General features: G+C 62.0%; 16 protein-coding genes. 9 read left to right on the top strand and 7 right to left on the bottom strand.

Translation table 11 applies throughout. The features are described from left to right. Positions 1–46: 46 nt before the first annotated feature. The 3 genes from BUS06_RS14770 to BUS06_RS14780 form a co-directional block, all read right to left on the bottom strand. A complete protein-coding gene (locus tag BUS06_RS14770) occupies positions 47–1,201 on the bottom strand; it encodes a pyridoxal phosphate-dependent aminotransferase (protein ID WP_074264940.1) in 1,155 nt (384 codons plus the stop codon). Positions 1,202–1,375: 174 nt separating this feature from the next. After that, the gene (locus tag BUS06_RS14775; RefSeq protein ID WP_083611427.1) at positions 1,376–2,395 is read right to left on the bottom strand and encodes a 2-keto-3-deoxygluconate permease; all 1,020 of its coding nucleotides are present in this window, start codon (positions 2,393–2,395) and stop codon (positions 1,376–1,378) included. Positions 2,396–2,687: 292 nt separating this feature from the next. Next, positions 2,688–4,436 carry a methyl-accepting chemotaxis protein gene (locus BUS06_RS14780; protein ID WP_083611428.1) on the bottom strand — a complete coding sequence of 583 codons (1,749 nt, stop codon included), beginning with the start codon at positions 4,434–4,436 and terminating at the stop codon, positions 2,688–2,690. A gap of 455 nt (positions 4,437–4,891) precedes the next feature. Between BUS06_RS14780 and BUS06_RS14785 the strand changes: the two genes are divergently transcribed. Next, positions 4,892–6,058, top strand: a complete 1,167-nt coding sequence (locus BUS06_RS14785; protein ID WP_083611429.1) for an acyltransferase family protein — start codon at positions 4,892–4,894, stop codon at positions 6,056–6,058. Between the two features lie 20 nt (positions 6,059–6,078). On the opposite strand, the gene BUS06_RS14790 is transcribed toward BUS06_RS14785, so the two are convergent. Next, positions 6,079–7,431 (bottom strand): chloride channel protein, encoded by a 1,353-nt coding sequence (locus BUS06_RS14790; RefSeq protein WP_074264941.1) that lies wholly within the window; start codon positions 7,429–7,431, stop codon positions 6,079–6,081. Positions 7,432–7,722: 291 nt separating this feature from the next. Here BUS06_RS14790 and BUS06_RS14795 point away from each other — a divergent pair, with 291 nt between their 5' ends. The 8 genes from BUS06_RS14795 to BUS06_RS14830 all read left to right on the top strand — a co-directional run bounded on the left by BUS06_RS14795 (position 7,723) and on the right by BUS06_RS14830 (position 19,615). Continuing rightward, positions 7,723–8,940, top strand: coding sequence for an MFS transporter (locus BUS06_RS14795; RefSeq protein WP_074264942.1), 1,218 nt, complete (start codon positions 7,723–7,725; stop codon positions 8,938–8,940). Positions 8,941–9,245: 305 nt separating this feature from the next. Beyond that, entirely contained in the window at positions 9,246–10,112 is an 867-nt protein-coding gene (locus BUS06_RS14800; RefSeq protein WP_074266101.1) for a TetR/AcrR family transcriptional regulator, read from the top strand. A 154-nt stretch (positions 10,113–10,266) separates the two neighbouring features. Then, positions 10,267–12,765 (top strand): acyl-CoA dehydrogenase, encoded by a 2,499-nt coding sequence (locus tag BUS06_RS14805; RefSeq protein ID WP_074264943.1) that lies wholly within the window; start codon positions 10,267–10,269, stop codon positions 12,763–12,765. Between the two features lie 93 nt (positions 12,766–12,858). Next, positions 12,859–14,268 carry a 3-oxoacyl-ACP reductase gene (locus tag BUS06_RS14810; protein ID WP_074264944.1) on the top strand — a complete coding sequence of 470 codons (1,410 nt, stop codon included), beginning with the start codon at positions 12,859–12,861 and terminating at the stop codon, positions 14,266–14,268. Continuing rightward, positions 14,265–15,182: a MaoC/PaaZ C-terminal domain-containing protein gene (locus BUS06_RS14815; protein ID WP_074264945.1), complete on the top strand. Its 918-nt coding sequence runs from the start codon at positions 14,265–14,267 to the stop codon at positions 15,180–15,182. The genes BUS06_RS14810 and BUS06_RS14815 overlap by 4 nt, the downstream gene beginning before the upstream one ends. 142 nt (positions 15,183–15,324) lie before the next feature. Then, a complete protein-coding gene (locus BUS06_RS14820) occupies positions 15,325–16,626 on the top strand; it encodes an acetyl-CoA C-acetyltransferase (protein ID WP_074264946.1) in 1,302 nt (433 codons plus the stop codon). Between the two features lie 87 nt (positions 16,627–16,713). Next, positions 16,714–18,483: an AMP-binding protein gene (locus BUS06_RS14825; RefSeq protein ID WP_074264947.1), complete on the top strand. Its 1,770-nt coding sequence runs from the start codon at positions 16,714–16,716 to the stop codon at positions 18,481–18,483. Between the two features lie 139 nt (positions 18,484–18,622). Next, positions 18,623–19,615 (top strand): DUF1571 domain-containing protein, encoded by a 993-nt coding sequence (locus tag BUS06_RS14830; RefSeq protein WP_074264948.1) that lies wholly within the window; start codon positions 18,623–18,625, stop codon positions 19,613–19,615. A 35-nt stretch (positions 19,616–19,650) separates the two neighbouring features. Here the strand turns inward: BUS06_RS14830 and BUS06_RS14835 are convergent, their stop codons facing one another. The 3 genes from BUS06_RS14835 to BUS06_RS14845 all read right to left on the bottom strand — a co-directional run bounded on the left by BUS06_RS14835 (position 19,651) and on the right by BUS06_RS14845 (position 22,178). Next, entirely contained in the window at positions 19,651–20,040 is a 390-nt protein-coding gene (locus BUS06_RS14835; RefSeq protein ID WP_074264949.1) for a hypothetical protein, read from the bottom strand. 82 nt (positions 20,041–20,122) lie between these two features. Next, positions 20,123–21,700: an FAD-binding oxidoreductase gene (locus BUS06_RS14840; RefSeq protein ID WP_074264950.1), complete on the bottom strand. Its 1,578-nt coding sequence runs from the start codon at positions 21,698–21,700 to the stop codon at positions 20,123–20,125. A gap of 19 nt (positions 21,701–21,719) precedes the next feature. After that, entirely contained in the window at positions 21,720–22,178 is a 459-nt protein-coding gene (locus tag BUS06_RS14845) for a hypothetical protein (RefSeq protein WP_074266102.1), read from the bottom strand. Positions 22,179–22,431 lie beyond the last annotated feature (253 nt).

Raw genomic sequence — 22,431 nt, forward strand, 5'->3', positions numbered from 1 at the left:
TGGAATCGTGAATAGTCGGGCGGGTGGCTGCCGTACGTCGACGGCCTCAGATATTGCTCAGACGGCGCGCGCCTTCAATCAGCGTCGCGTCGTCCTTCGAAAAGCTGAGCCGGATCACGCCGGGGTCGGTGCCATCCGTGTAGAACGCGGACAGCGGAATCGTCGCAACGCGCGCGTCGCGGATCAGGCGCAACACGAAATCGCTATCGCGCTCGTCGGAGAAATGCCGGAAGCGCGCGAGCATGAAGAACGAGCCTTCGCTCGGTAACAGCTCGAAGCGCGAACCCGCGAGCTCGCGCGCAAGCAGGTCGCGCTTTGCCTGATAAAACGCGGACAACCCCAGATAGCTGTCGGCCTGTGCGAGGTGCTCAACGAACGCGAACTGCATCGGCGTGTCAGCCGAGAACACCATGAACTGATGGATCTTGCGGATCTCGTCCATCAATGCGGCAGGCGCGAAGCAGTAGCCGACGCGCCAGCCGGTCACGTGAAACGACTTGCCGAACGACGACACGATAACGCTGCGCTCCGCGAGCTCGCGATGCCGCGCCATGCTCTCGTGGCGCACACCGTCGAACACGATGTGCTCGTAGACCTCGTCGGACAGGATCACGATGTCGGTCTGCCGCGTGAGCCTCGCGAGCTGCTCGATGTCATGGGCCGAGAACACGGTCGCGGTCGGGTTGTGCGGCGTGTTGACGATGATCATCCGCGTGCGCGGCGTGATCGCGGCGGCGACCGCGTCCCAGTCGACGCGGAAGTCCGGCGCCGCGAGCTTGATGGCGACCGGCGTCGCGCCCTGCATCCGCACGATCGGCGCGTAGCTGTCGAACGACGGCTCGAAGTAGATCACCTCGTCGCCATGATGCACGAGCGCGCTGATCGCGGCATACAGCCCCTCGCTCGCACTCGCGATCACGGTGACTTCGGTCTGCGGATCGTAGCGCGCGCCGTACAGGCGCTCGGTCTTGTCGGCGAGCGCTTCGCGCAGCGCCCCGATGCCGGCCATCGGCGCGTACTGGTTGTGTCCGTTGCGCATCGCACGCGCCACGCCTTCGACAAGCGCCGGATCCGGCGCGAAGTTCGGTGCGCCCTGTGACAGGTTGAGCGCGTCGTGCTCGGACGCGAGCTGGCCGATCACGGTAAAGATCGTGGTGCCGACGTCGGGTAGCTTCGAACGGGGCGCGCTGGCGCTTCGCATGGGTCCTCCTCGGGGATCGGGTCCGGATGAACGCTTCCGTGCATCCGGGGTGTGCGGAGGAATTTAGCCCGAGCCGATATCAGCGGCCAATCGAAAGTTTGTCATGGCGTCCATGAGCGGATGTCATGGACTCAAAGCTCAAAGCGCCGGTGCAAGACACGGCGCATCGCCTGCTCACTCATTTGCACCGATTGGCGGCGGATAGTGATCTTCGTCGGCTTGCGATTCGCGGTTCTCGCGATCGATCTGTGCGTCCGGCTGCAGCTGTTTCTTTTGTTGTTTCCGGAATACCCAGGCAGTCAGAATCGGCGTAAGCACGGCCGTCACGATCACCGATGCCGCCACCTGGATGGTTGCAGCCGGCGCGATCGCCGCATAGGAGTGGTCCGCCAGCGCGATCGCCTGCGGCGTGCCGGTTGCATTGCCTGCCGTGCTCGACGCGGCGGCGCCCGCCACGCCGGAGCCGCCCAGCAAACGGTCCGCGAAGATGCAGACGATGCCGGTCACGACAAAGACGGCCACGCCCAGCACGATGCCTGGCACACCTGCCGTAAATACCGCTTTGAGATTGATCCCCTGTCCAAGCGTGAAGGCCATGAACGGCACGATCAGCGGTTCATGCCTGCCAAAGAAATCACGCAGTTCGCTGTCGAGATTACCAAGAATCGCGCCGGCGAAAATCGGCGCGATAACCGATAGCATGGTCAGCCACGGGATATTGGCGAGGCCGGCGCCGACAAGGACGATCATCGTCACGAACGGACCCGTCTCGATGCTTTGCGCGACATACGTGCCGGAATCTTCCTTGCTGCCAAAGGTGCTTGTCAGCGCGAGGAACATACCGCCATTGGTGTCGTTCATGGCGGCCAGCACCGCGAGCGTGCTGAGTCCCAGAAAATTACCGTGAAAGAAATGCGAGATGGCGAGTGCAATCAGAACCGCGATACCCACCTTCGAAAGCAGAATGCCGAAACCGCGTTTGAGCATGCCGGGGGCCGCTCGCAAGGTCATCTTGGTGCCGACCGTGAACAGATACATCGCAAGGACAGTTGGATATCCCTGATTAGTCAGCGCCTGGGTAAAGCCGCCGATTTTTAAAGCGTTCGGACAGAATGTATTGATCAGCATGCCGATAAACAGCGGAACCACCATTAGCCCGCCCGGCACCTTATTGATGAACTGGTAAATACGCATGCTTACCGTCTCCTGGGTACACCGCGTTGTCCCTGACTACATGATCGTTATCCGTTGCATTTTGAATTCAATATTTTGAATATATTAGGCGAATAAACTGACGCTGCGGTATCACGTAAACCCTGCGCGTACCCGTGAGAATAAGAGCAAAGCGATGAGCGTGCACCGCGCTATTGCGGTCGCCATGATGCGCAAAGGGGAATGCCGCCGCGACGAGGATCGGGCGGCTCCATGCGGCAGGCGGTGGCGGTGACTTACGCGCGGGAATTTCAAAGTCCCGCGAAATCCGGACTCAGAATTTCTCCCAGTCCGCAGCACTGGTATCCGCCACGATGGCCGTCGGCCTGTCTGCGGCGGCGGCAGGTGACGGCTTTGCCTTCGTTGTACGGGCTGGCGGCGTGCGAACGGCCACCGCAGGCCGGCGTGATGCGCTTTGCGAGGCAATGTGCGGAGCCACGGCTCGCGACACCGTCGAAGTGCCCGTCTCGGCGACCCTGAACACCGCTACTGCGTCGCTGAGTGTGCGAGCCTGTCCAGCCATCGATTGCGCAGCGGCCGACGCTTCTTCGACCAATGCCGCGTTCTGCTGGGTCACCTCGTCCATCTGCGCGACGGCCAGGTTGACCTGATCGATGCCCACGCTCTGCTCGGCTGAAGCCGCCGCGATCTCGTTCATGATCGAACTCACGCGTGCGATCGACTGGACGATCTCGGTAATCGTCGTGCCTGACTGGTCGACCAGCTCGGAGCCCGACTGCACCCGGGAGGTCGACTCGGCGATCAATCCTTTGATCTCCTTGGCGGCGCCGGCGCTGCGCTGCGCGAGCGCACGCACCTCGCTCGCGACCACCGCGAAGCCACGTCCCTGCTCGCCCGCGCGGGCGGCTTCCACCGCTGCGTTCAACGCCAGAATATTGGTCTGAAAGGCGATGCCTTCGATCACCCCGACGATGTCGGCGATCTTGTGCGAATCACCGACGATGTTCTGCATCGTGCCCACCACCTGCTGCGTCAGCTCACCGCCTTTCACGGCCAGCCCGGATGCGCTCTGCGCGAGCTGGCTCGCCTGCCTGGCGTTCTCCGCGGTCTGTTTGACCGTCGAGGTCAGTTCTTCGATGCTCGCAGCCGTTTGCTCGAGCGATGCTGCCTGCTCTTCCGTGCGTTGCGACAGGTCGGCGTTGCCCGCGGCAATTTCGTTCACCCCAACATTGATCGATTCGGTGCCACCCCGCACGGAGGTGATCGCTGCACGCAGCGAATCCTGCATCTTCTGCAACGCGGCCGTGAGCTTGCTCATCTCGTTGGCGCCCGTCGCGACGATCCGGCCCGTCAGGTCGCCCTCGGCGATACGGTTGAAATACCCGATCGCCGCGTTGACCGGATCGACGATCGCGCGCATCAGCATCATGCGGCCGCCCAAGGCGAGCAGCAGTGCGGCTACGAGACCGGCGGCGACCGTCACGCTGACCATGTGGAAGCGGTTTTCCGCATCCTGGTAGCGACGCGCACCGCGATCGAGTTGCGCATTGATGAGCGCCGCCATCGCCGTCGAATACACGTTGAACAGTTTTGGCATGACGTGCGCCTGAAGTTGCACGAAGGCTTGCGTGTCGCCGGATTTGATCGCGGCGAGAGCTGGCTCCAGGCCCTGATGCAGGAACGCGGCACGCTTGTCCTGCATGTCCTTGACGAGGGCCTGCTCCTCATCGCCATGGCCTGCATGGCTCAAATAGTGCGACAGGTAATCGTTGGAGGCCTGCAGGTAGGTACTTAAGCGGCCCAGCACGGCGTCCTGGCCAGCCTGATCCTTCAGTTCGGCAAGCGACGCGTAGGTCGCAAGCGCGAGCCGTGCGTTCAGCAACTTGACGGAATCGCCCTCGAGGTCAGCCACGGCAGGCGTATCGACGGTGTACATCTGGCGCAAGGATTCATTGCCATCACGCATTGATAAAAGCCCGACCGCAGCCCCTACCGCCAGCAGGATCCCGAACAACGCGATCATAAGGTTAAGGCTGGCGCGAATCGACAGGTTTTTCAACATGCTTTTTGTCCCCCGGCAGATGTGGTCTCTATCTACTTGTCCTATGTATATCGGGTTGAAATGGCCGAACTTTAATCGAAATGGCCCCACAGCCGATGTTCAATCGTTTTCTTTTTCTCGTTCGTATTTTATGAACATCGAATAGAGCTGAACAAACACAAGCTTCGGATATGGAGCGCGCTTGCCACTTCGCTGGAGCCGTCGGGGCGGACAGGTTGCGGTGGCGTGAAGAATCCGGGCAGCTGCAAAGAACGGGGAGCTAAAGCCCGCCTACAGGGCGCCGTACACGGCTGACTGTGCGCCAACCAACAGTTCACGTGTTAGCGGCTGGTTAGGATCAGTTGCAAAGCCGTTTTGTCCATCACAACGATGGCGACTTTGGTCGTGCAGTAGATGCAATTGCCATCCCGCGGTCAACCCGCAGGCATTCTTCTCCGCTCCAAAGGATCGACAGCATGACGGCCACCCAACCCGCCAGCATCCTCTCTGAAAGCAACACCGAAGGCGAAAAATCACGGAGCAAAATATTAGGTCTCGAATGCATACGATTTGTATCTGCACTCGCGATTCTTGTCTGGCATTACAAACACTTTTCATATCTTGGCAGCGAGCCCGTTGAATTTTCGCCGTCGACCCAACCGCTCTATTCTTTATTGCTCCCGATATATCGATATGGATACCTTGGGGTCCAGATATTCTGGTGCATAAGCGGCTATATTTTCTTCTGGAAATACGGTGAGGCGATAGCAACGGGATCGATTTCAGGATGGAATTTCTTTGTCTACAGACTATCCCGCCTTTATCCTCTCCACTTCGTCACCCTTCTGGCTGTAGCGCTTCTGCAGTACGCTTACTTCCGGAAAAGCGGCGTTTATTTTGTTTATCAGAACAATAATTTTAGGGAATTCTTTCTCCAGATCTTCATGGCGAGCAGCTGGATCGGTACGGCTCCAGTTGGATTTAACGGTCCGATCTGGTCGATTTCAGTGGAAATCTTGATATATTTTATATTCTATGCATTTTTGCGAATTTTTTTAAATAACATCTTTCTCTCTGGAATGGTGGTGGTTGCAACTGCCGTTGCAATGGGCTTCGGCGTGTCAAGCCCAGTACTTCAGTGCCTGGCCCTGTTCTATGCCGGCGGGGTGCTGACGATGGCGGGTCCGTTTATGCGGAGACACCGAACGGCGGCGGGAGCTTCTTTTTTTGTGGTCATTGCAATGATAGCCGGTTGGCATTTCCTTAACAGCAGACCCGAACTTGAAATTCAGCCAAAATTTTTCCTGATGGCGGCAACCCTATCCTGCGTATATTTTATGTCGGAATATTTCAATCCTCCGGCGAGGATTCGCGGCGCTATTGAAACAGCGGGGAATATGACATATTCCAGCTATCTGCTTCACTTCCCTATCCAGCTATGCATTATGCTGGTCTGTCGCGAAACTGGCGTGGCTGTGCCCTATTGGAGCGTCTGGTTCTTTCTCGGGTTTATTGCCGTAACCCTGGTGTCTTCAAAATATGCTTTCGCGATGATTGAAAGACCTGCCCAGGCATTCATACGAAGACGGCTAGCGAGTCACCATAGAATTAAACCCATGCAAGCCGAAGATGCACCAATATGAGCTGGGCGGTATCTACCCCCTTAGCCCTCGCCCGCCGACCTCGCCATCACCGCGCCCGCCGGCTTCGCCGACGCCGCGGCCGGCACGTTGCGCGCCGCCCATACGGTCGCCAGCAGCTTGAAGGTCGACACGGAGCCAGCCACCGCGAGCAGGATGGGAACAAGAAAGTCATGGCTCACACGAGTGAACTCGAGAATCAGCACGACCGCCGTCAACGGCATCTGCATCGATGCGGCCAGAAACGCCCCCGCGCCGACAATCGCAAAAGCCCCCGAAGACGTGCCCGGCCAGATCATGTTCCATATCCCGCCAAGCACGATCGCGAGCAATGCGCCGTTCGCGAGCCCCGGCGTCAGCAGACCGCCTTCGGCACCGGCACGCAGACTGCCGGCTGTTATAGCAACCTTCAGAACCAGCAGTACGGCCGCCAGCCCGATGGTCAGCTCGCTATTGAACGACAGACCCGCCGGGCCCTTGCCATTGCCGAGCAATTGCGGAAACTCAATGGCCAGCACACCGATGATGGCAAAGTTGATGAGCGCCAGAACCGGCAGTCGCCAGTCCTTCGGCGCATGAGCGCGGGCGCGGGTGGTCAGTTGCGTGAAGCCCCACGCCGCCAGCCCGAAAATGGGACCGCACAGCGCCGACCAGACGACCAGAGGCGTGCTCAGCAGCAGCTGCGGAACCGAATACTGATGCTCATCGCCCAGACCGATCCAGGCGACCACGGCGGCAATCGAAGACGTCGCCAACGCCGGCACCAACGCGGCCCAGCCGAACGTGCCCAGCAACACTTCGAGCACGAACACCGCGCCGCCTAACGGTACGTTATAGACGGCAGCCAGCCCCGCCCCGGCCCCGCACGCCACCATGATGCGGCTTTCGGCAACCGTCAGCCCCGCGCGATGCGACAGCCAGCCGGCCCACACCGAGCCGATCTCGCGTGGCGCCACCTCGCGGCCAAGCGGCGAGCCCAGCGCGACCGTCACGATCTGCAGCACGGCATGAATCACCGTGCTGACGACAGGCATACGCGGATCTTCCGATTTGACCGCCTTCTTGATGCTGACGAGCGGACGCCCGTAGCGATACAGCGCCCACCAGCCGAGACCGGCGACAAGGCCGCAGACGACCATCACCAGCACTCGCCGTTCGGGCGCCGCGCCGCTCACGCCGCTCAGGAAGCTCTCGTTGCTGATGACGTGCTCGAGGCTGTAGCCAAACGCAACGTGCTGGATCCAGTGCAGCAACAGCGCCAGCGACATGCCGCCGAGACCTGCGCCGACGCCGGTGAGCAAGGTCACGCTGACAAGCACGGCGAACGGGCTTCGGTGATCAGCCGCAGGCTCGGAGGGGATCGGTCTGGTGGACATGGTGAGAGCAATGATAGGAGCTATTTTCGGATGCCGTCATCGTATGCCGCACCACAGCATGAGGCAAATTTATTTTTATAATTTATTGATTCATTTTATGAATATATCTATAGCCAGCACGCGCTCGGGGACGTGCAGACATTAGGGACATCTACTGAGAAACCGCATTTCAAGCATGCAGACGCTTAACCGTCGGCGTACACTCCCTGCGAGCCCGCTGCACGGGGCGCGCGGGTCGCCTTGCGATCCGCCGTAAGGCACGGGTTGTTCGGAGACTTGGAGAAAAAACACATGAGTTGGACTCGGGAACAGAAAAACGTCACTATCGCCGCCTATCTCGGGTGGACGCTCGATGCATTCGATTTCTTTCTGATGGTGTTCATCCTGAAAGATATCGCGAGCGAATTCGGTACGGACGTCAAAACCGTAGCCTTTGGCATCACGTTGAGTCTCATGATGCGCCCAGTCGGCGCACTCATCTTTGGCTGGCTCGCCGATAAATTCGGCCGCCGCCCCACGCTGATGGTCAACATCGCGTGCTATTCGTTGCTTGAACTGCTGTCCGGCTTCTCCCCCAACCTCACCACACTGCTCGTGCTGCGCGCGCTGTTCGGTATCGCCATGGGCGGCGAATGGGGCGTGGGCGGCGCACTGACCATGGAAACCGTGCCGGCCAAATCGCGCGGCATCGTCTCCGGTCTGCTGCAGGCCGGTTATCCCAGCGGCTATCTGCTCGCCTCGGTCGTGTTCGGCGTGCTGTATCAATACATCGGCTGGCGCGGCATGTTCATGGTCGGCGTGCTGCCTGCACTGCTGGTGCTTTATGTGCGCGCGCACGTGCCTGAGTCGCCGGCGTTCAAAACGCTGGAAAAGCGCGCAAGGCCAGGGCTGCTTGCAACGCTGAAGAAGAACGTCACGCTGTCGATCTACTCGATCATCCTGATGACCGCGTTCAATTTCTTCTCGCACGGCTCACAGGATCTGTACCCAACCTTCCTGCGCGAACAGCATCATTTCGATGCGCATACGGTCTCGCTGATCTCCATCGTGCTGAATATCGGCGCGATCTGCGGGGGCCTCTTCTTCGGCTTCTTCTCCGAGAAAATCGGCCGCAAGCGCGCGATCTTTATCGCAGCACTGATCGCACTGCCGGTTCTGCCGCTGTGGGCGTTCTCGACCACGCCGGTGCTACTGGCGGTCGGCGCGTTCCTGATGCAGATTTCGGTGCAAGGCGCCTGGGGTGTGATCCCGGTCCACCTGAACGAAATCTCGCCGGATGAAATCCGCGCCACCTTCCCGGGCCTCGTGTACCAGCTCGGCAACCTGCTCGCTTCGGTCAACGCGCCGCTGCAGGCAGGCCTCGCCGAGAAACACGGCAACAACTATGCGCTCGTCATGGCCGTGGTGATCGGTATCGTCGCCGTGGCAATTGCGGTACTTATTCCGTTTAGTCGTGAACGTCGAGGCATAGATATGACACAATCTGCCAAAGAGGTTGCAGCGGTTTAGTATCAGCAGCACCGAAAGACGCGAAACACACTTATAGGCGGCCCCAGGCCGCCACGCCAGGCAGTACCCGCGAGGCCGTTCCGATTGCTATCGGAACGGCCTTTTTTATTCGGCAACCGGAACAGCAACCGTGCGGTGTCCGAAGCATTTGATGCACCGCAGCGGTGCTTTTTTAGAGGAGTCCGTCCATAGAGAGCCCTTGCCCGATGATCCATAACCTTCTTATCCTGAAAAAAACGCGCGTTTCAAATGCGCATTTGAATCGCTTGTTTGCGGCCGGGCAACCGGTAATTGGGAGACGCAACATGGCAGTTCGTACGACAGGCCGGCACACCGGCGACACGAAGTCTCGCATCCTCGATGCCGCAGAAACGCTGTTCATTGAATGCGGTTACGAGGCCATGTCGCTGCGTCAGATTACCTCGCGCGCCGAGGTCAATCTCGCAGCGGTCAACTATCACTTCGGCAGCAAGGAAGCGCTGATTCACGCGATGCTCTCGCGTCGCCTCGACCGCCTCAACCAGGAACGGGTCAAGCTGCTCGAGCGTTTCGACGGCATGCTCGGTCCCCGGCTTACCTGCGAGCACGTGCTGGGCGCGATGTTCATTCCGGCGTTGCGGCTGTCGCGCGATCCGCGGGTGGGCGGTAAGGCGTTCCTGCGTCTGCTCGGACGCGCGTACACCGATCCGTCGTCGTTCATTCGCGACTTTCTGAATGGACACTACGCCCTGGTGGCGGAGCGTTTCTTTGCAGCGTTCCAGCGCGCGCTGCCGCATCTGCCGCGCGACGAACTCGGCTGGCGCCTGCACTTTGCGATCGGCGCGCTCTCCGGCGTACTGGCGGGCACCGATACCGACAGCCTGATCACGGAGTTCTCGCAAGGCAAGTCGATGAACGATCTGCAACTGATCGCGCGCCTCGCCTCGCTGATGGTCGCCGCGCTCAAGGCGCCGCTACCCGATGCGACCCAGCTGGCCGCCTTCGCGGCCGTACTGGGCGATGCCACCGACGGTACGGGCGACGGTCAGGACAGTGGCAGCGGCTGCAACGCAGCGGCTGCGCTGGGCGCCACCGAACCCGAGGCGCTGTCACGTGAACCGGAACGCCTGGGCGGTGGACTGAGTGGCGGCCTGAGCGGTTCATTGCGGCACGTCGCGCACGGCGCAGCCTGAGCAGGTCACGTCCGGGCCGGCCCGGATGTGACCGCCCTGTCTCCCACCGGCGCCGCGGTGCACCTGGCACCGCATGTGCTGTCAAACAAACAATGCGAACCTTCCGCATCCTGCGGACGCGTCCGCGCGCACCATCAAATCAGGAGGAAACGCCATGTCATGGTTCTTCTTAGTGCTGGTTCTCGCCGCTGCGGCACTCGTCTATGTGCAGGCCCGCGCCTCGTGGTGGCTTGCCTTCCTGATCGTATGGGTCGCCGCCGCGCATCTGAGCGGCGCGGCGGGGCCGGTTGCTACGGCTATCCTCGCCATCGTGTTCGTGCTGCCCGCGCTTGTTCTCACGCTCAAGCCGTTGCGGCGTGCCTGGATCTCGAAGCCGGTGCTCGAGATCTTTCGCAAGATCCTGCCGGAGATGTCGCCGACCGAGCGCGATGCCATCGAAGCAGGGACGGTCTGGTGGGACGCTGCACTCTTCTCCGGACGCCCGCATTGGGACACCCTGCTTGGGCACGGCCCCGCGAAACTCACCGCTGAAGAGCAGTCGTTTCTCGACGTCGAATGCCAGCATCTGTGCGATCTCGCCAACGACTGGGAAACCACCGCTGTCTGGCAAGACCTGTCGCCGCAAACCTGGCAATACATCAAGGAGCGCGGCTTCCTCGGCATGATCATTCCGAAGCAGTACGGCGGCAAGCAGTTCTCCGCTTACGCGCATTCGCAGGTCATCATGAAGCTTGCCACGCGTTGCTCGGCCGCCGCCGTTTCGGTGATGGTGCCGAACTCGCTCGGGCCGGCCGAACTGCTGATGCACTACGGCACGGAAGAGCAGAAGAACCACTACCTGCCGCGTCTCGCGCGCGGCATCGAAATCCCCTGCTTCGCGTTGACGAGTCCTTACGCGGGTTCGGATGCCGCGGCAATTCCCGATGTGGGCATCGTCTGCAAGGGCACCTTTGAAGGTCGCGAGACGCTCGGCTTTCGCGTCACCTGGGACAAGCGCTACATCACGCTCGGACCGATTGCGACCGTGCTGGGCCTCGCGTTCCGTGCGCTCGATCCCGATCATCTGCTCGGTTCTACTGATGAACCCGGCATCACCTGCGCGCTGATTCCGACCAGTCATCCTGGCGTCAACATCGGCCGCCGTCACTGGCCGCTCAACGCCGTGTTCCAGAACGGTCCGAACTCGGGCAAGGACGTCTTCATACCGATCGACTGGGTGATCGGCGGACGCGATCAGGTCGGCAACGGCTGGCGCATGCTGATGGAATGCCTCGCCGCGGGCCGCGCGATCTCGCTGCCGTCATCGAATGTCGGCATGGCGAAGATCGCCGTGCGCGGTACCGGTGCCTACGCCGCCGTGCGCCGCCAGTTCCGCACCGCGGTCGGCAAGTTCGAAGGAGTACAGGAAGCGCTCGGCCGCATGGGCGGCAACCTGTACGTCATGGACGCGGCACGGCGACTCTCCGCGCACGCAGTCGATCTCGGCGAAAAACCTTCGGTGATCTCGGCGATCGCGAAGTATCACGTCACCGAGCGCGCCCGCAAGGTCATCAACGACGGCATGGACGTCACCGCCGGCAAGGGCATCTGCATGGGACCGTCGAACTTTCTCGCGCGTGCCTACCAGCAGGTGCCGGTGTCGATCACCGTCGAAGGGGCGAACATTCTCACGCGCTGCCTGATCATCTTCGGCCAGGGCGCCATCCGCTGCCACCCGTATGTGCTCAAGGAAATGGCTGCGACGCGCGAAGCAGACCGCGGCAAAGCGCTGCGCGAATTCGATGAAGCGTTCTTCGGGCATGTCAGCTTTACGCTGTCGAACGTCGTGCGCAGCTTCATCTATGGCATCACGGCCGGCGCATTCATCAGGAGACCGCAGCGTGCGTATGCGCCGCTGGTCCCCTACTATCGCGCAGCCACGCGTATCTCCACGGTGTTCGCGCTGCTCGCCGACGTATCGATGTTCGTGCTGGGCGGCGATCTGAAGCGGCGCGAGCGGATTTCCGGCCGGCTGGGCGACGTGCTGTCGCAGCTCTATCTGATCTCGGCGACACTCAAGCGCTTTGAGGACGAAGGCCGTCAGGAAAGCGACCTGCCGCTCGTGCGCTGGGGCGTCGAGGATGCATTGCATCAGGCGCAGGAGGCTATCGACGGCGTGCTGGTTAACTATCCGAACCGTCTCGCCGCGGGTCTCGTGCGTCTGCTGGCGTTTCCGTTCGGCCTGCCACATCGTGCGCCTTCCGACACGCTCGGAACGGCAATCGCCGAGCTGATGCAAACGCCGGGCGCAGCGCGTGAACGGCTGGTATCCGACTCCTATGTGCCGCATCCTGACGTCGACCCGCTCGGGTACGGCGAACTGCTGTTCGCGCTGAGTCCGAGTATCGACGCCATCGATCGCAAGCTGCGCGATGCGGTCAAGCAGGGCCTGCTCGCGCCGATGCCGCAAAGCCTCGCCCATCTCGCGGAGTGGACCGCCAATGCCCAACAGCAGGGTCTGCTCGACACCGACGAGCGGCGAGTGCTCGACGACTATGCCCGCTATGGCGCCGAGGTCATCAAGGTGGACGACTTCGAACCGGACTTCGGCATGCTCGAAGCGCTGCAGCGGCGCAAGGAGGCACTGGAAAAAGCGATGCAGCTTGCAGCCTGAGCGTTGCGCCGTGCACACTGATGCATCACGTAATCCAAACCTGAAACCCAGGCATACGAAAGCAACCCCGACTGGCCAGCGGAGCAACAGAAGATGAACGACACCTACCTGAACTTCGTGAACTCGCCGTTCGGCGCGCGCCTCGCGCGCTCGATCGGCTTGCCGAAGCCCGAGGTATTGCGCCGCTATCGCGCGGACCAGCCTGAGTTCGATGGACTCGTGGCGATCGGCGCGGGGCGCGAGCCGCGTCTGCTCAATGCACTGGCGGGTGTGATCGCGCGCACCGGTTTCACCAGCGTCGCGCACCAAAGCGCCGGATTGTGGGTATCGCTCGCGGCGCGTCATGGTCTGATGACGGGCCGCTTCGAGCCCGCCGAAGCCGGACCGCATGGACGGGTTGCCGCGCTGATTTTCGACGCGAGCGGTATCGAAGACAGCGGCCAGCTCGATACGCTGTTCGCGTTCTTCCACGACACGCTGCGCTCGCTCGGCAAATGCGGCCGCATCGTTGTGCTTGGGCGACCGCCCGAAGCGTGCGCGAGCTCGCGGCAATGGACCGCGCAACGTGCGCTCGAAGGACTCACGCGTTCGCTCGGCAAGGAGGCGCGGCGCGGCGTCACGGCGAATCTGGTCTACGTTGCAGAAGGCGCTGAACATGAGGCCGAGGCGACGCTGCGCTTTTTTCTGTCGCCACGCTCGGCGTATGTTTCGGGTCAGGTGGTGCGCGTTGCTGCGAACGGCACCTCTCACGCAACCACGTTCGACTGGGCTCAACCTCTCGCCGGCAAACGCGCGATCGTAACCGGTGCGGCACGCGGAATCGGCGCGGCGATCGCCAGTGCCCTGTCAGCCGAAGGCGCGCACGTCATCGGCATCGATATCCCCTCGGCCAAAGACGCGCTCGACGCCACCATCCGGCCACTCGGCGGTACCGCCCTCGCCTTCGATATCGCCGCCGCCGAGACACCCGCGCAGATCGCCGCGGCGCTCGATGAACTCGGTGTCGACATCGTCGTGCACAACGCCGGCATCACGAAGGACAAAACCATCGCCCGCATGACAGAAGCCGCGTGGCACAGCGTGATCGACATCAATCTGTCCGCGCAGGAACGCCTCGACGACGCCCTGCTCGCGGCCGGGACGCTGCGCGACGGCGGCCGCATCGTGTGCGTGTCGTCGATCAGCGGCATCGCCGGCAACATGGGTCAGACCAATTACGCAACCTCGAAAGCGGGCGTGATCGGCCGCGTGCAAAGCATGGCTATCCCGTTAGGCAAACGAAACATCACGATCAACGCCGTGGCCCCCGGTTTCATCGAAACGCAGATGACCGCAAAAATTCCGCTGGCCATCCGCGAAGCCGGACGCCGGATGAATTCGATGAGTCAGGGCGGCCAACCTGTGGACGTGGCCCAGACTATTGCGTGGCTCGCGCATCCTGGATCGGCAGGCGTCACCGGCCAGGTGGTGCGCGTCTGCGGTCAAAGCTTGATCGGAGCATGAGCATGCACGAGCCCTCCGGCATCGGCCAGGCTTACGGCGCGGTGCGTCCGAAGACGGTGGTCATCGAGGCGTTACCCGCGCCGGCGAAGCTGTATGCACGCGCGCTGTCCGGCCTGATCAAACGCGGCCGCCCCTCCCAGTTGCCGGCGCTGCGGCTCGTGCGTCCGGCGGCGCCGCTCGAGCCGGCAGCGATCGAACGCTATGCGCGGGTCTGCGGTTTTATCCCCGAGCACGGCGTGCCCTTGACCTTCCCGCATCTGCTCGCCTTCCCGCTGCATCTGCTGATGCTGACCGATCCGGCCTTCCCATGGCCCGCGCTCGGGCTCGTGCATCTCGCCAATCACGTGCGGCTGCGCAGACCGCTCGCGTACAACGAGGCGTTGCGGGTTGAGGTCGAATTCGGTGCCTTGCTGCGTCACGACAAGGGTCAGGCGTTCGTACTGCATACGCGCCTGTACCGGCGCGGCGAAGCGGTGTGGGACGGCGACAGCGTCTATCTGAAGCGCGGTGCCGCCCCAATGGGCGATCCCCTGGCCGCACTCGAGATCGAACGCGACACGTTGCACCGAGTGGCACGCTGGCAGCTTCCTGCGCAACTCGGGCGGGACTACGCACATGCGTCCGGCGACTACAACCCGATTCATCTGACCACGCTGACGGCCAAGGCATTTGGTTTCCCACGCGCCATCGCACACGGCATGTGGACGCTCGCGCGCAGCGCCGCCGCACTGCAGCCGCCCAAGCCGCTCGCCGAAGCGGTCATCAGCGCGGAATTCAAGCTGCCGATGCTGCTGCCCGGCGACGCCTCGTTATGGACCAGCTCACCCTCGCCCAGCACACGCGAACTGGAAGTGCGCGACGCGGCTGGTGACAAACCGCATTTGCGCGGCCGCTTTCAATGGACATCTCTATGAACCGGCCACCGTCATGACCCATCGTTCGCCCTTTTGAGCTCGCGGTGCGCCATACCCGCAAAGCTGCAAACGGCCCATCCACGCAGCAGTCGTGGCCACCGCTCAACCCAATCAACCCGCTTCACCCTGCAAGGAGTCACGCATGTCCCACCCGCTTCCCGCTGTGCGACGCGTCGCCATCATCGGCGGCAACCGGATTCCGTTTGCGCGTTCGAACACCGCCTACGCGAGCGCCTCGAACCAGGACATGCTGACCTTCACCCTGCAAGGGCTGGTTGACCGCTTTAACCTGCACGGCGAGCGCCTCGGCGAAGTGGCAGCGGGCGCGGTCATCAAGCATTCGCGCGACTTCAACCTCACGCGCGAGTCGGTCCTCTCAACAACCCTCGCGAAAGAAACCCCAGCCTACGACGTGCAACAGGCCTGCGGCACCGGCCTGGAAGCCGCCATCCTCGTTGCCAACAAGATCGCGTTGGGACAGATCGAAGTGGGCATTGCAGGCGGCGTCGACACCACCTCGGACGCGCCGATCGGCGTCAACGAGCGGATGCGCAAGATCCTGCTCGAAGCGAATCGCGGCAAGACGCCTGGCCAACGGGTCGGCGCGCTGACCAAACTAAGGCCCGGCATGTTCTTCAAACCGCTCCTGCCGCGCAATGGCGAACCGCGCACCGGCCTCTCGATGGGCGAGCACTGCGAGCTGATGGCCAAGCGCTGGAGCATTGCGCGCGAGGCGCAGGACGAACTGGCCTACGAGAGCCATCGCAAGCTCGCCGACGCCTACACACGTGGCTTTCTCAACGATCTGATGACGCCCTACAAAGGCCTCGCGCGCGATAACAACCTGCGCGCCGATCTGACGCTGGAAAAACTGGCCGGCCTGAAACCCGTGTTCGACCGCGATGCCGGCACGCTGACCGCCGGCAATTCGACGCCGCTCACCGACGGCGCCTCCGCGGTGCTGCTCGCCAGCGAAGCGTGGGCTGCAGAACACGGCCTGCCGGTGCTCGCCTATCTGAGCTGGTCGGAGACCGCTGCGGTCGACTACTTCGACAAAAAAGAGGGCCTGCTGATGGCGCCCGCCTACGCCGTGCCACGCATGCTGGCCCGCGCCGGACTCAGCCTGCAGGACTTCGACCTGTACGAGATTCACGAAGCTTTTGCGGCCCAGGTGCTATGCACGCTCACAGCGTGGCAGGATGATGAGTACTGCCGCACACAACTGGGCTTATCCGGAACGCTCGGTGCGATCGACCGTGCGAAACTGAACGTCAATGGCAGCTCTCTCGCCACCGGTCATCCATTCGCCGCAACCGGTGGACGAATTGTCGCCGGCCTCGCGAAGATGCTTGCACAGCTCGACAAACCGGCTGGCACAGCGCGCGGTCTCATTTCGATTTGCGCAGCGGGCGGCCAGGGCGTTGTTGCGATTCTCGAACGCTAGCTCCCGCCATGCATTTTCACCGTACATAGCCAGCCATAGGCATACATAACGGACACAGACGAAGCGTTTCGCTTCAGGAGACAAAAGATGAACCAACCTATCCAGTCGGCGCCTACCGCGCCTCTCGATGCCAAACCGGCACCGCGCGCACCGAATACCGACGGCATCTGGTATGCGTCGTACCCAGCGGATGTGCCACACGAAATCGACGTGCGGCAGTACGAATCGATCGTGCAGTTCTTCGACGAATGCACCACGCAGTTCCGCGAACGGGTTGCGTATGTGAGTGTCGGCGCCAATCTGACCTATGGAGAACTGGCGCGCAAGGCCACGGCTTTCGCCGCATGGCTGCAGGACATCGGCGTCAAACCGGGCGAACGGGTCGCCATCATGCTTCCCAACACCTTCCAGTATCCGGTCGCATTGTTCGGCATCCTGAAGGCTGGTGCGGTGGTGGTCAACGTCAATCCGCTCTACACGGTGCGTGAACTGGCGCATCAGCTGAAAGACAGCGGCGCGCAGACCATCATCGTGTTCGAGAACTTCGCGAAGACCGTCGAACAGGCGCTGCCTGGCACACGCGTGCAGAACGTGGTGGTCACCGGTCTCGGCGACCTGCTCGCCGACGGCCTGAATCTCAAGGGACGGCTACTCAATTTCATGCTGCGGCACGTGAAAAAGATGGTGCCGAAGTATCACCTGCCAAAGGCGGTGCGTCTGCTCGACGTGCTCGCCATCGGTTATACAAAACCACTGACGCCAGTGCGTCTCACGCAGGGCGATCTGGCATTCCTGCAATACACGGGCGGCACGACCGGCGTCGCCAAGGGGGCAATGCTCACGCATCAGAACATCATCGCCAACCTGCTGCAGGCGAAGGTCTGGTCGCAGGGGCAATTGAGCGGCGAGATCGAGACCGTGCTCACCCCGCTGCCGCTTTATCACATCTATTCGCTGACCGTGAATGCGATGATCTTCATGGGGCTCGGCGGGCGCAACATCCTGATCGCCAATCCGCGCGACACCAAACGCGTGATGATGATCATCCGTCACGAGAAATTCACCGGCATCACCGCCGTCAATACGCTCTACAGCGCGTTCCTCGAAAACGAGGAGTTCAGAAAGCGCGACTTCTCGAACCTGAAACTCGCCATGGCCGGCGGCATGGCGACGCAAAAGGCTGTCGCCGAGCGCTTCAAGGCGGTGACAGGCAAGCCGATCATCGAAGGCTATGGCCTCACCGAATGCTCGCCGATCGTCTCGATGAACCCGGTGGACCTGAAGAACCTGCGCGATTGCGAAGGCTCGATCGGCCTGCCGGCGCCCTCCACCCAGGTGCGCTTCAAGAAAGACGACGGCGCCTGGGCCAATATCGGCGAAGCGGGTGAACTGTGCGTCAAGGGCCCGCAGGTGATGAAAGGCTACTGGAACCGGCCCGACGAAACCGCCAAGGTCTTCGACGAAGATGGCTGGCTCGCTACCGGCGATATCGGTGTGATGGATTCACGCGGTTTCATGCGCCTGATCGACCGCAAGAAAGACATGATTCTCGTCTCCGGCTTCAACGTCTATCCGAACGAAATCGAGGATGTGATCGCCATGCACCCCGATGTACGCGAAGTGGCGGCTATCGGTATTCCCGACCCCGCGCAGGGAGAACGCGTCAAGGTGTTCATCGTTTCGCGCAATCCCGCGCTGACCGCTGAGAAGGTCATCGAGCACTGCCGCAAGAATCTGACCGGCTACAAGGTGCCGAAGGCCGTCGAGTTCCGCAGCGAACTCCCGCAGACCAATGTCGGCAAAATCTTGCGGCGGGCGCTACGCGACGAGGAACTCGCGAAAGAAAAGCGTGCCTGAGAGAAAGCACGCCTCGAACGGCATGACCGAGCGCGATTCCGCCAACACTGGATCTGGAGGGAGATGAATGAAGCACTGCCGCTCGTGCAGCCTGGATCACCGTCTGGATTACCTTCCCCCCCTTGACGATGGGTGTCGCTTGCATCCATCGCTCAAGCCTGCTCCGGCCGCATCAGCAGCGGCGCTCAGGCGCACCGCGCACCTGCTGCGGCGCGCACTGGCCTCCTCGTTGCTCGCCGGCGCGGCGCTGGGTTTGGCGCCTGCTGCGGCATTCGCGCAATCGGCCCCGCAACCCGCCAGCGCGGCGGCCTCGGCGGACGCCGGCGCAGCCAGCACCGCGCAGGCGCCCTCCACGCCGCCATCGCAGGCCGGCAAGCTGACCCTCGACCAACAGGTGCACTGGTTGCGGCAGGCGCAGGAAAGCGGCGAACTGGAAAAGCTCGACGATGCGCAACTCACGTCGTTGTTCCAGTCGCTCGATCCGCTCACGCTGCCGCGTTTAATCAAGGACGGGCCGAACGGCTACCCATCGTACGAATTCACGATGCTGCGCTGGGAGCGTCTCAAGGGCGAGTGGCCCGACAAGCCCGATCACATGCTGGTGCGCATCGCTCACGACCCGCTGCGAATCTACGCGAAATGGTTGCCGGATGGCGCGCATGCAGGCCAGGAGATCATCTACGACGAGTCCAAACGGGCCGATGAAATGTATGGGCACCTGGGCGGCATACTGGGCGTGATGCCGTTGTGGACTTCGACGACAGGCGCATTGGCTCGCTCGCAATCGAACCACCAGGTGCGCGATCTCGGCACCGAATACATCGCCGGCCAGTATCTGGATGAAGGGAAAAAATACGTCGAGGCAGGCGTGCCGCGCTCTACACAGATCGGTATGCAAACTATCGAAGGGGTACGGGTCGTTACCTTCACATACGAAACGCCGATCGGTCAGCCGCAGTTCTATGCGAAGAAAGAAACGCTCGGGCTCGATTTGCGGCATCCGTATTTCCGCACGGCCGAGTCCTACGCGAACGACGGGAAGATCTTCGAGAAGATCGTCTTCGAGAGCATTACGCCGAAGACTTTCGACGATGCGACGTTCGATCCGAAAAACCCGGCCTATAAGTTCTGAGCGATAACGGCGGTGCTACCACCGGCACCACCGCTTCAGCTTTCGCGCGGGCCCATCAGGAATGCAATCGCGGCGCTGCCTCCCGCGTACTGATGACGGGAGTGTTCGACCAACCGACCCGAACGCAACGCAAGTTGTTGAAGCACGAAATGATCGGATGCGCGCGTGACGCCGACCAGCAAACCTGGCGTCGCAGCGAGCCGCGGTGCAAGTGTCGTGTACCAGAGCATGCCGATGTCGTCGCCGGTTTCGAAAACCGGCATCGCGCCGCGGCCCGCATCGACTGAGAACGCTCTCGCGTCCACGAGGCTGGCATCCAATACCGCGACTGTGGTGGGCGCGCTAGCGGCGCGAGCCATCCACGGCCAGGCAGAACCTGTCGTAGAGAGCCACGCGCCGGTCATCAGAAATGTACGCCTGTCCATCGTTCGTACCTGCGTGATTCACTCAGACGTAAGCCTCCATCGCATCCGCCGTTGCGCCTTTGCGCTGACATCTGTACATCACTCACGTATAACCACGCCGGTCACGCCACGCCGCCGGCCATACACCCTGTTTCCCAGGCGAAAGAATCCCGGCTGGATCCAGCGCGTCCTTGATCGTTTCCGACAAACGCAGCAAGGCGCCGTCGTTAAAGTTGTACTGCGCCGCTGCAAAATCCATATACGCAAGATGCGTTCGATACTCGCCATATCCGGCCGCGCGCGCGTCGCTGATCAGCACGCGCAGCAGATCGCCCGCGAGGTCCGCCTGCTGCGCGTCGTCGCGATCGAAAATCGCGGCAAAAATATGGTGCAAATGGCGCGTGCCCACCGTGAATCCACCGTAGTAATCGAAGCCGTATTCGGTCGCGCGCGCCTTCGCCATCGTGTATTGACGCATCGCATCGCGCCCGGTCGCGGGACATATCGGCGAGAAGTCCACATGCGCACCCGCGCCGCCGCGCCAGTCGAGCATGCGGAACGCGGTCATCGCGGGAATGCCGGACATGTTGCGGTCACCGCCACCGGACGGCTGTGCATCCCCGCTATAGCGGCTCGCCAGAAAGCGGGCCTGCGGCACCTCTGCGAAGGCACGCTTCACAAGCGCGTACTGCGCGTCGATCACCTCCGGTGTGCCGTACAGCGCGAAGTGCAGATTCCACCGGCCGACCTTCAGGTGCTCGAGCATCGCCGCAAGCGCGCTTTCTGGCATCGCGCCCGGGCCGTCATACCACTGCGTCCGCGACGCGATACCCGCCGCGCGGCGCAGGCCGCCTTCGATCACCGCGTTATTGCGAATCGTCTCAGCGAGGCGCAGCGGCCGCAATATCTCGACAATCGCTTCGAGGTCCTGCTCATGTTGAAACTGGATTTCGCCGAGCAGATAAGCGGGCGGCGCGGGCATCAACCACACGCCCATTTTCGTGACCACACCGTAGTTGGACTGCATGAACATCGCGTCGAACGATGGTCCGTAGCCCGGCTGATAGGTCTGCCAGGAGGTGCCGATGTCGATCCCTCCCATTCCTGTGCGCACGACATCGCCGTTAGCCAGCACGATCTCCATGCCGCACTGGGTGGCAGCGTGATCGCCGTACGACGTGTAGCCGAAGCCGCGTTCCAGCGTATTGCCGATCACGCTGCCCCAGCCGGCGGCCGGCGGATCGACCCACAGCCGGTAGCCCTTGCTGCGTAGCCAGGCGTACAGATCGAAGTAGCTGACGCCGGGCTCGACGAGCGCGTAAGCCAGCGTTTCGTTAACCTCAATAATGCGGTTCATCCGCTGCAGATCGAGCACCACTGAGCCCGTCAGCCGCGGCGCGGCGCCGCCATAGGCAAAGTTGCGGCCGGTGGACACAGTCCATAGCGGAATGCGGTAGTGCGTCGCGATGCGCAGAATGGCCTGGATTGCTTCGACCGAATCCGGCCGCAGCGCGGCAGATGCAGAGAACGCCGCGGCCTGACCGGGCGCGAACGGATCGCGATACGACGCGAGGTCGATCCCGGAGGACACGACGTTCTCCTCGCCGACAATCGCCGTCCATTCGGCAAGCGCCCGGTCGAACTGGGCTTCCGCGATATTCGGCGGCAAGATGCGTGTCAAAACGTCTCCTTCACTGTCACTACCGGCGCATCCCACCTCCGCCGCCCCAACCGCCATGCATGCCACCGCCACCGTGCCAGCCGCCGCCGTGCCAACCCCCGGCCGGCCTGCCGCCACGGAATCCCACCCGGCTGAAGTGAATATGATCCAGCGCATAGCGGTGATGAAACCGGTCGACGAAAATAAACGGCCCACCGAATCCGACGGTCACGACGCCGCTCCAATACCACGGATCGTAGTACGGATAGAGTCCCGCTGGATACAGCGCCACGGCATTGTCGTCGCCCTGCACGATCTGCCAGGTGCCGTCCGGTTGCTGGCACGCGAGTCCGGTGATCTGCTGCATGGAGCCGTTGATTTCGGCCTGACCCGCGACCGTCTGGCATGGCGGCCCGTCCTCACTGGATTGCGCTGCTACCGGCCCCGCACACGCGACACACAAGGCTAATACTGCCCAACGTCCTTTGATATAACGCATGATTCCGTCCTGTCCCGACGCTTCGGTGTTGCGTCCGCACTCGCGGCCGTCGCCGTAAAGACCACGTCGTTTCGCCTCGCATCCGCCCATGCGGCTGTCTGCTCAAAACCGCGCAAGCGGCGCAAGCAGAAGCCGCATTAGCATGGGCTTGCAACGAGTAAACGAAATGCCGGACAACGCTATTCCGATGATGCGCCGGGCGCGCGGCCCGGTTGCGTTACATCATGTTTCAGCAGGCCTTGCCGCCAGGTGT

It is taken from the genome of Paraburkholderia phenazinium (assembly GCF_900141745.1).
Taxonomy (GTDB): Bacteria; Pseudomonadota; Gammaproteobacteria; order Burkholderiales; family Burkholderiaceae; genus Paraburkholderia; species Paraburkholderia phenazinium_B.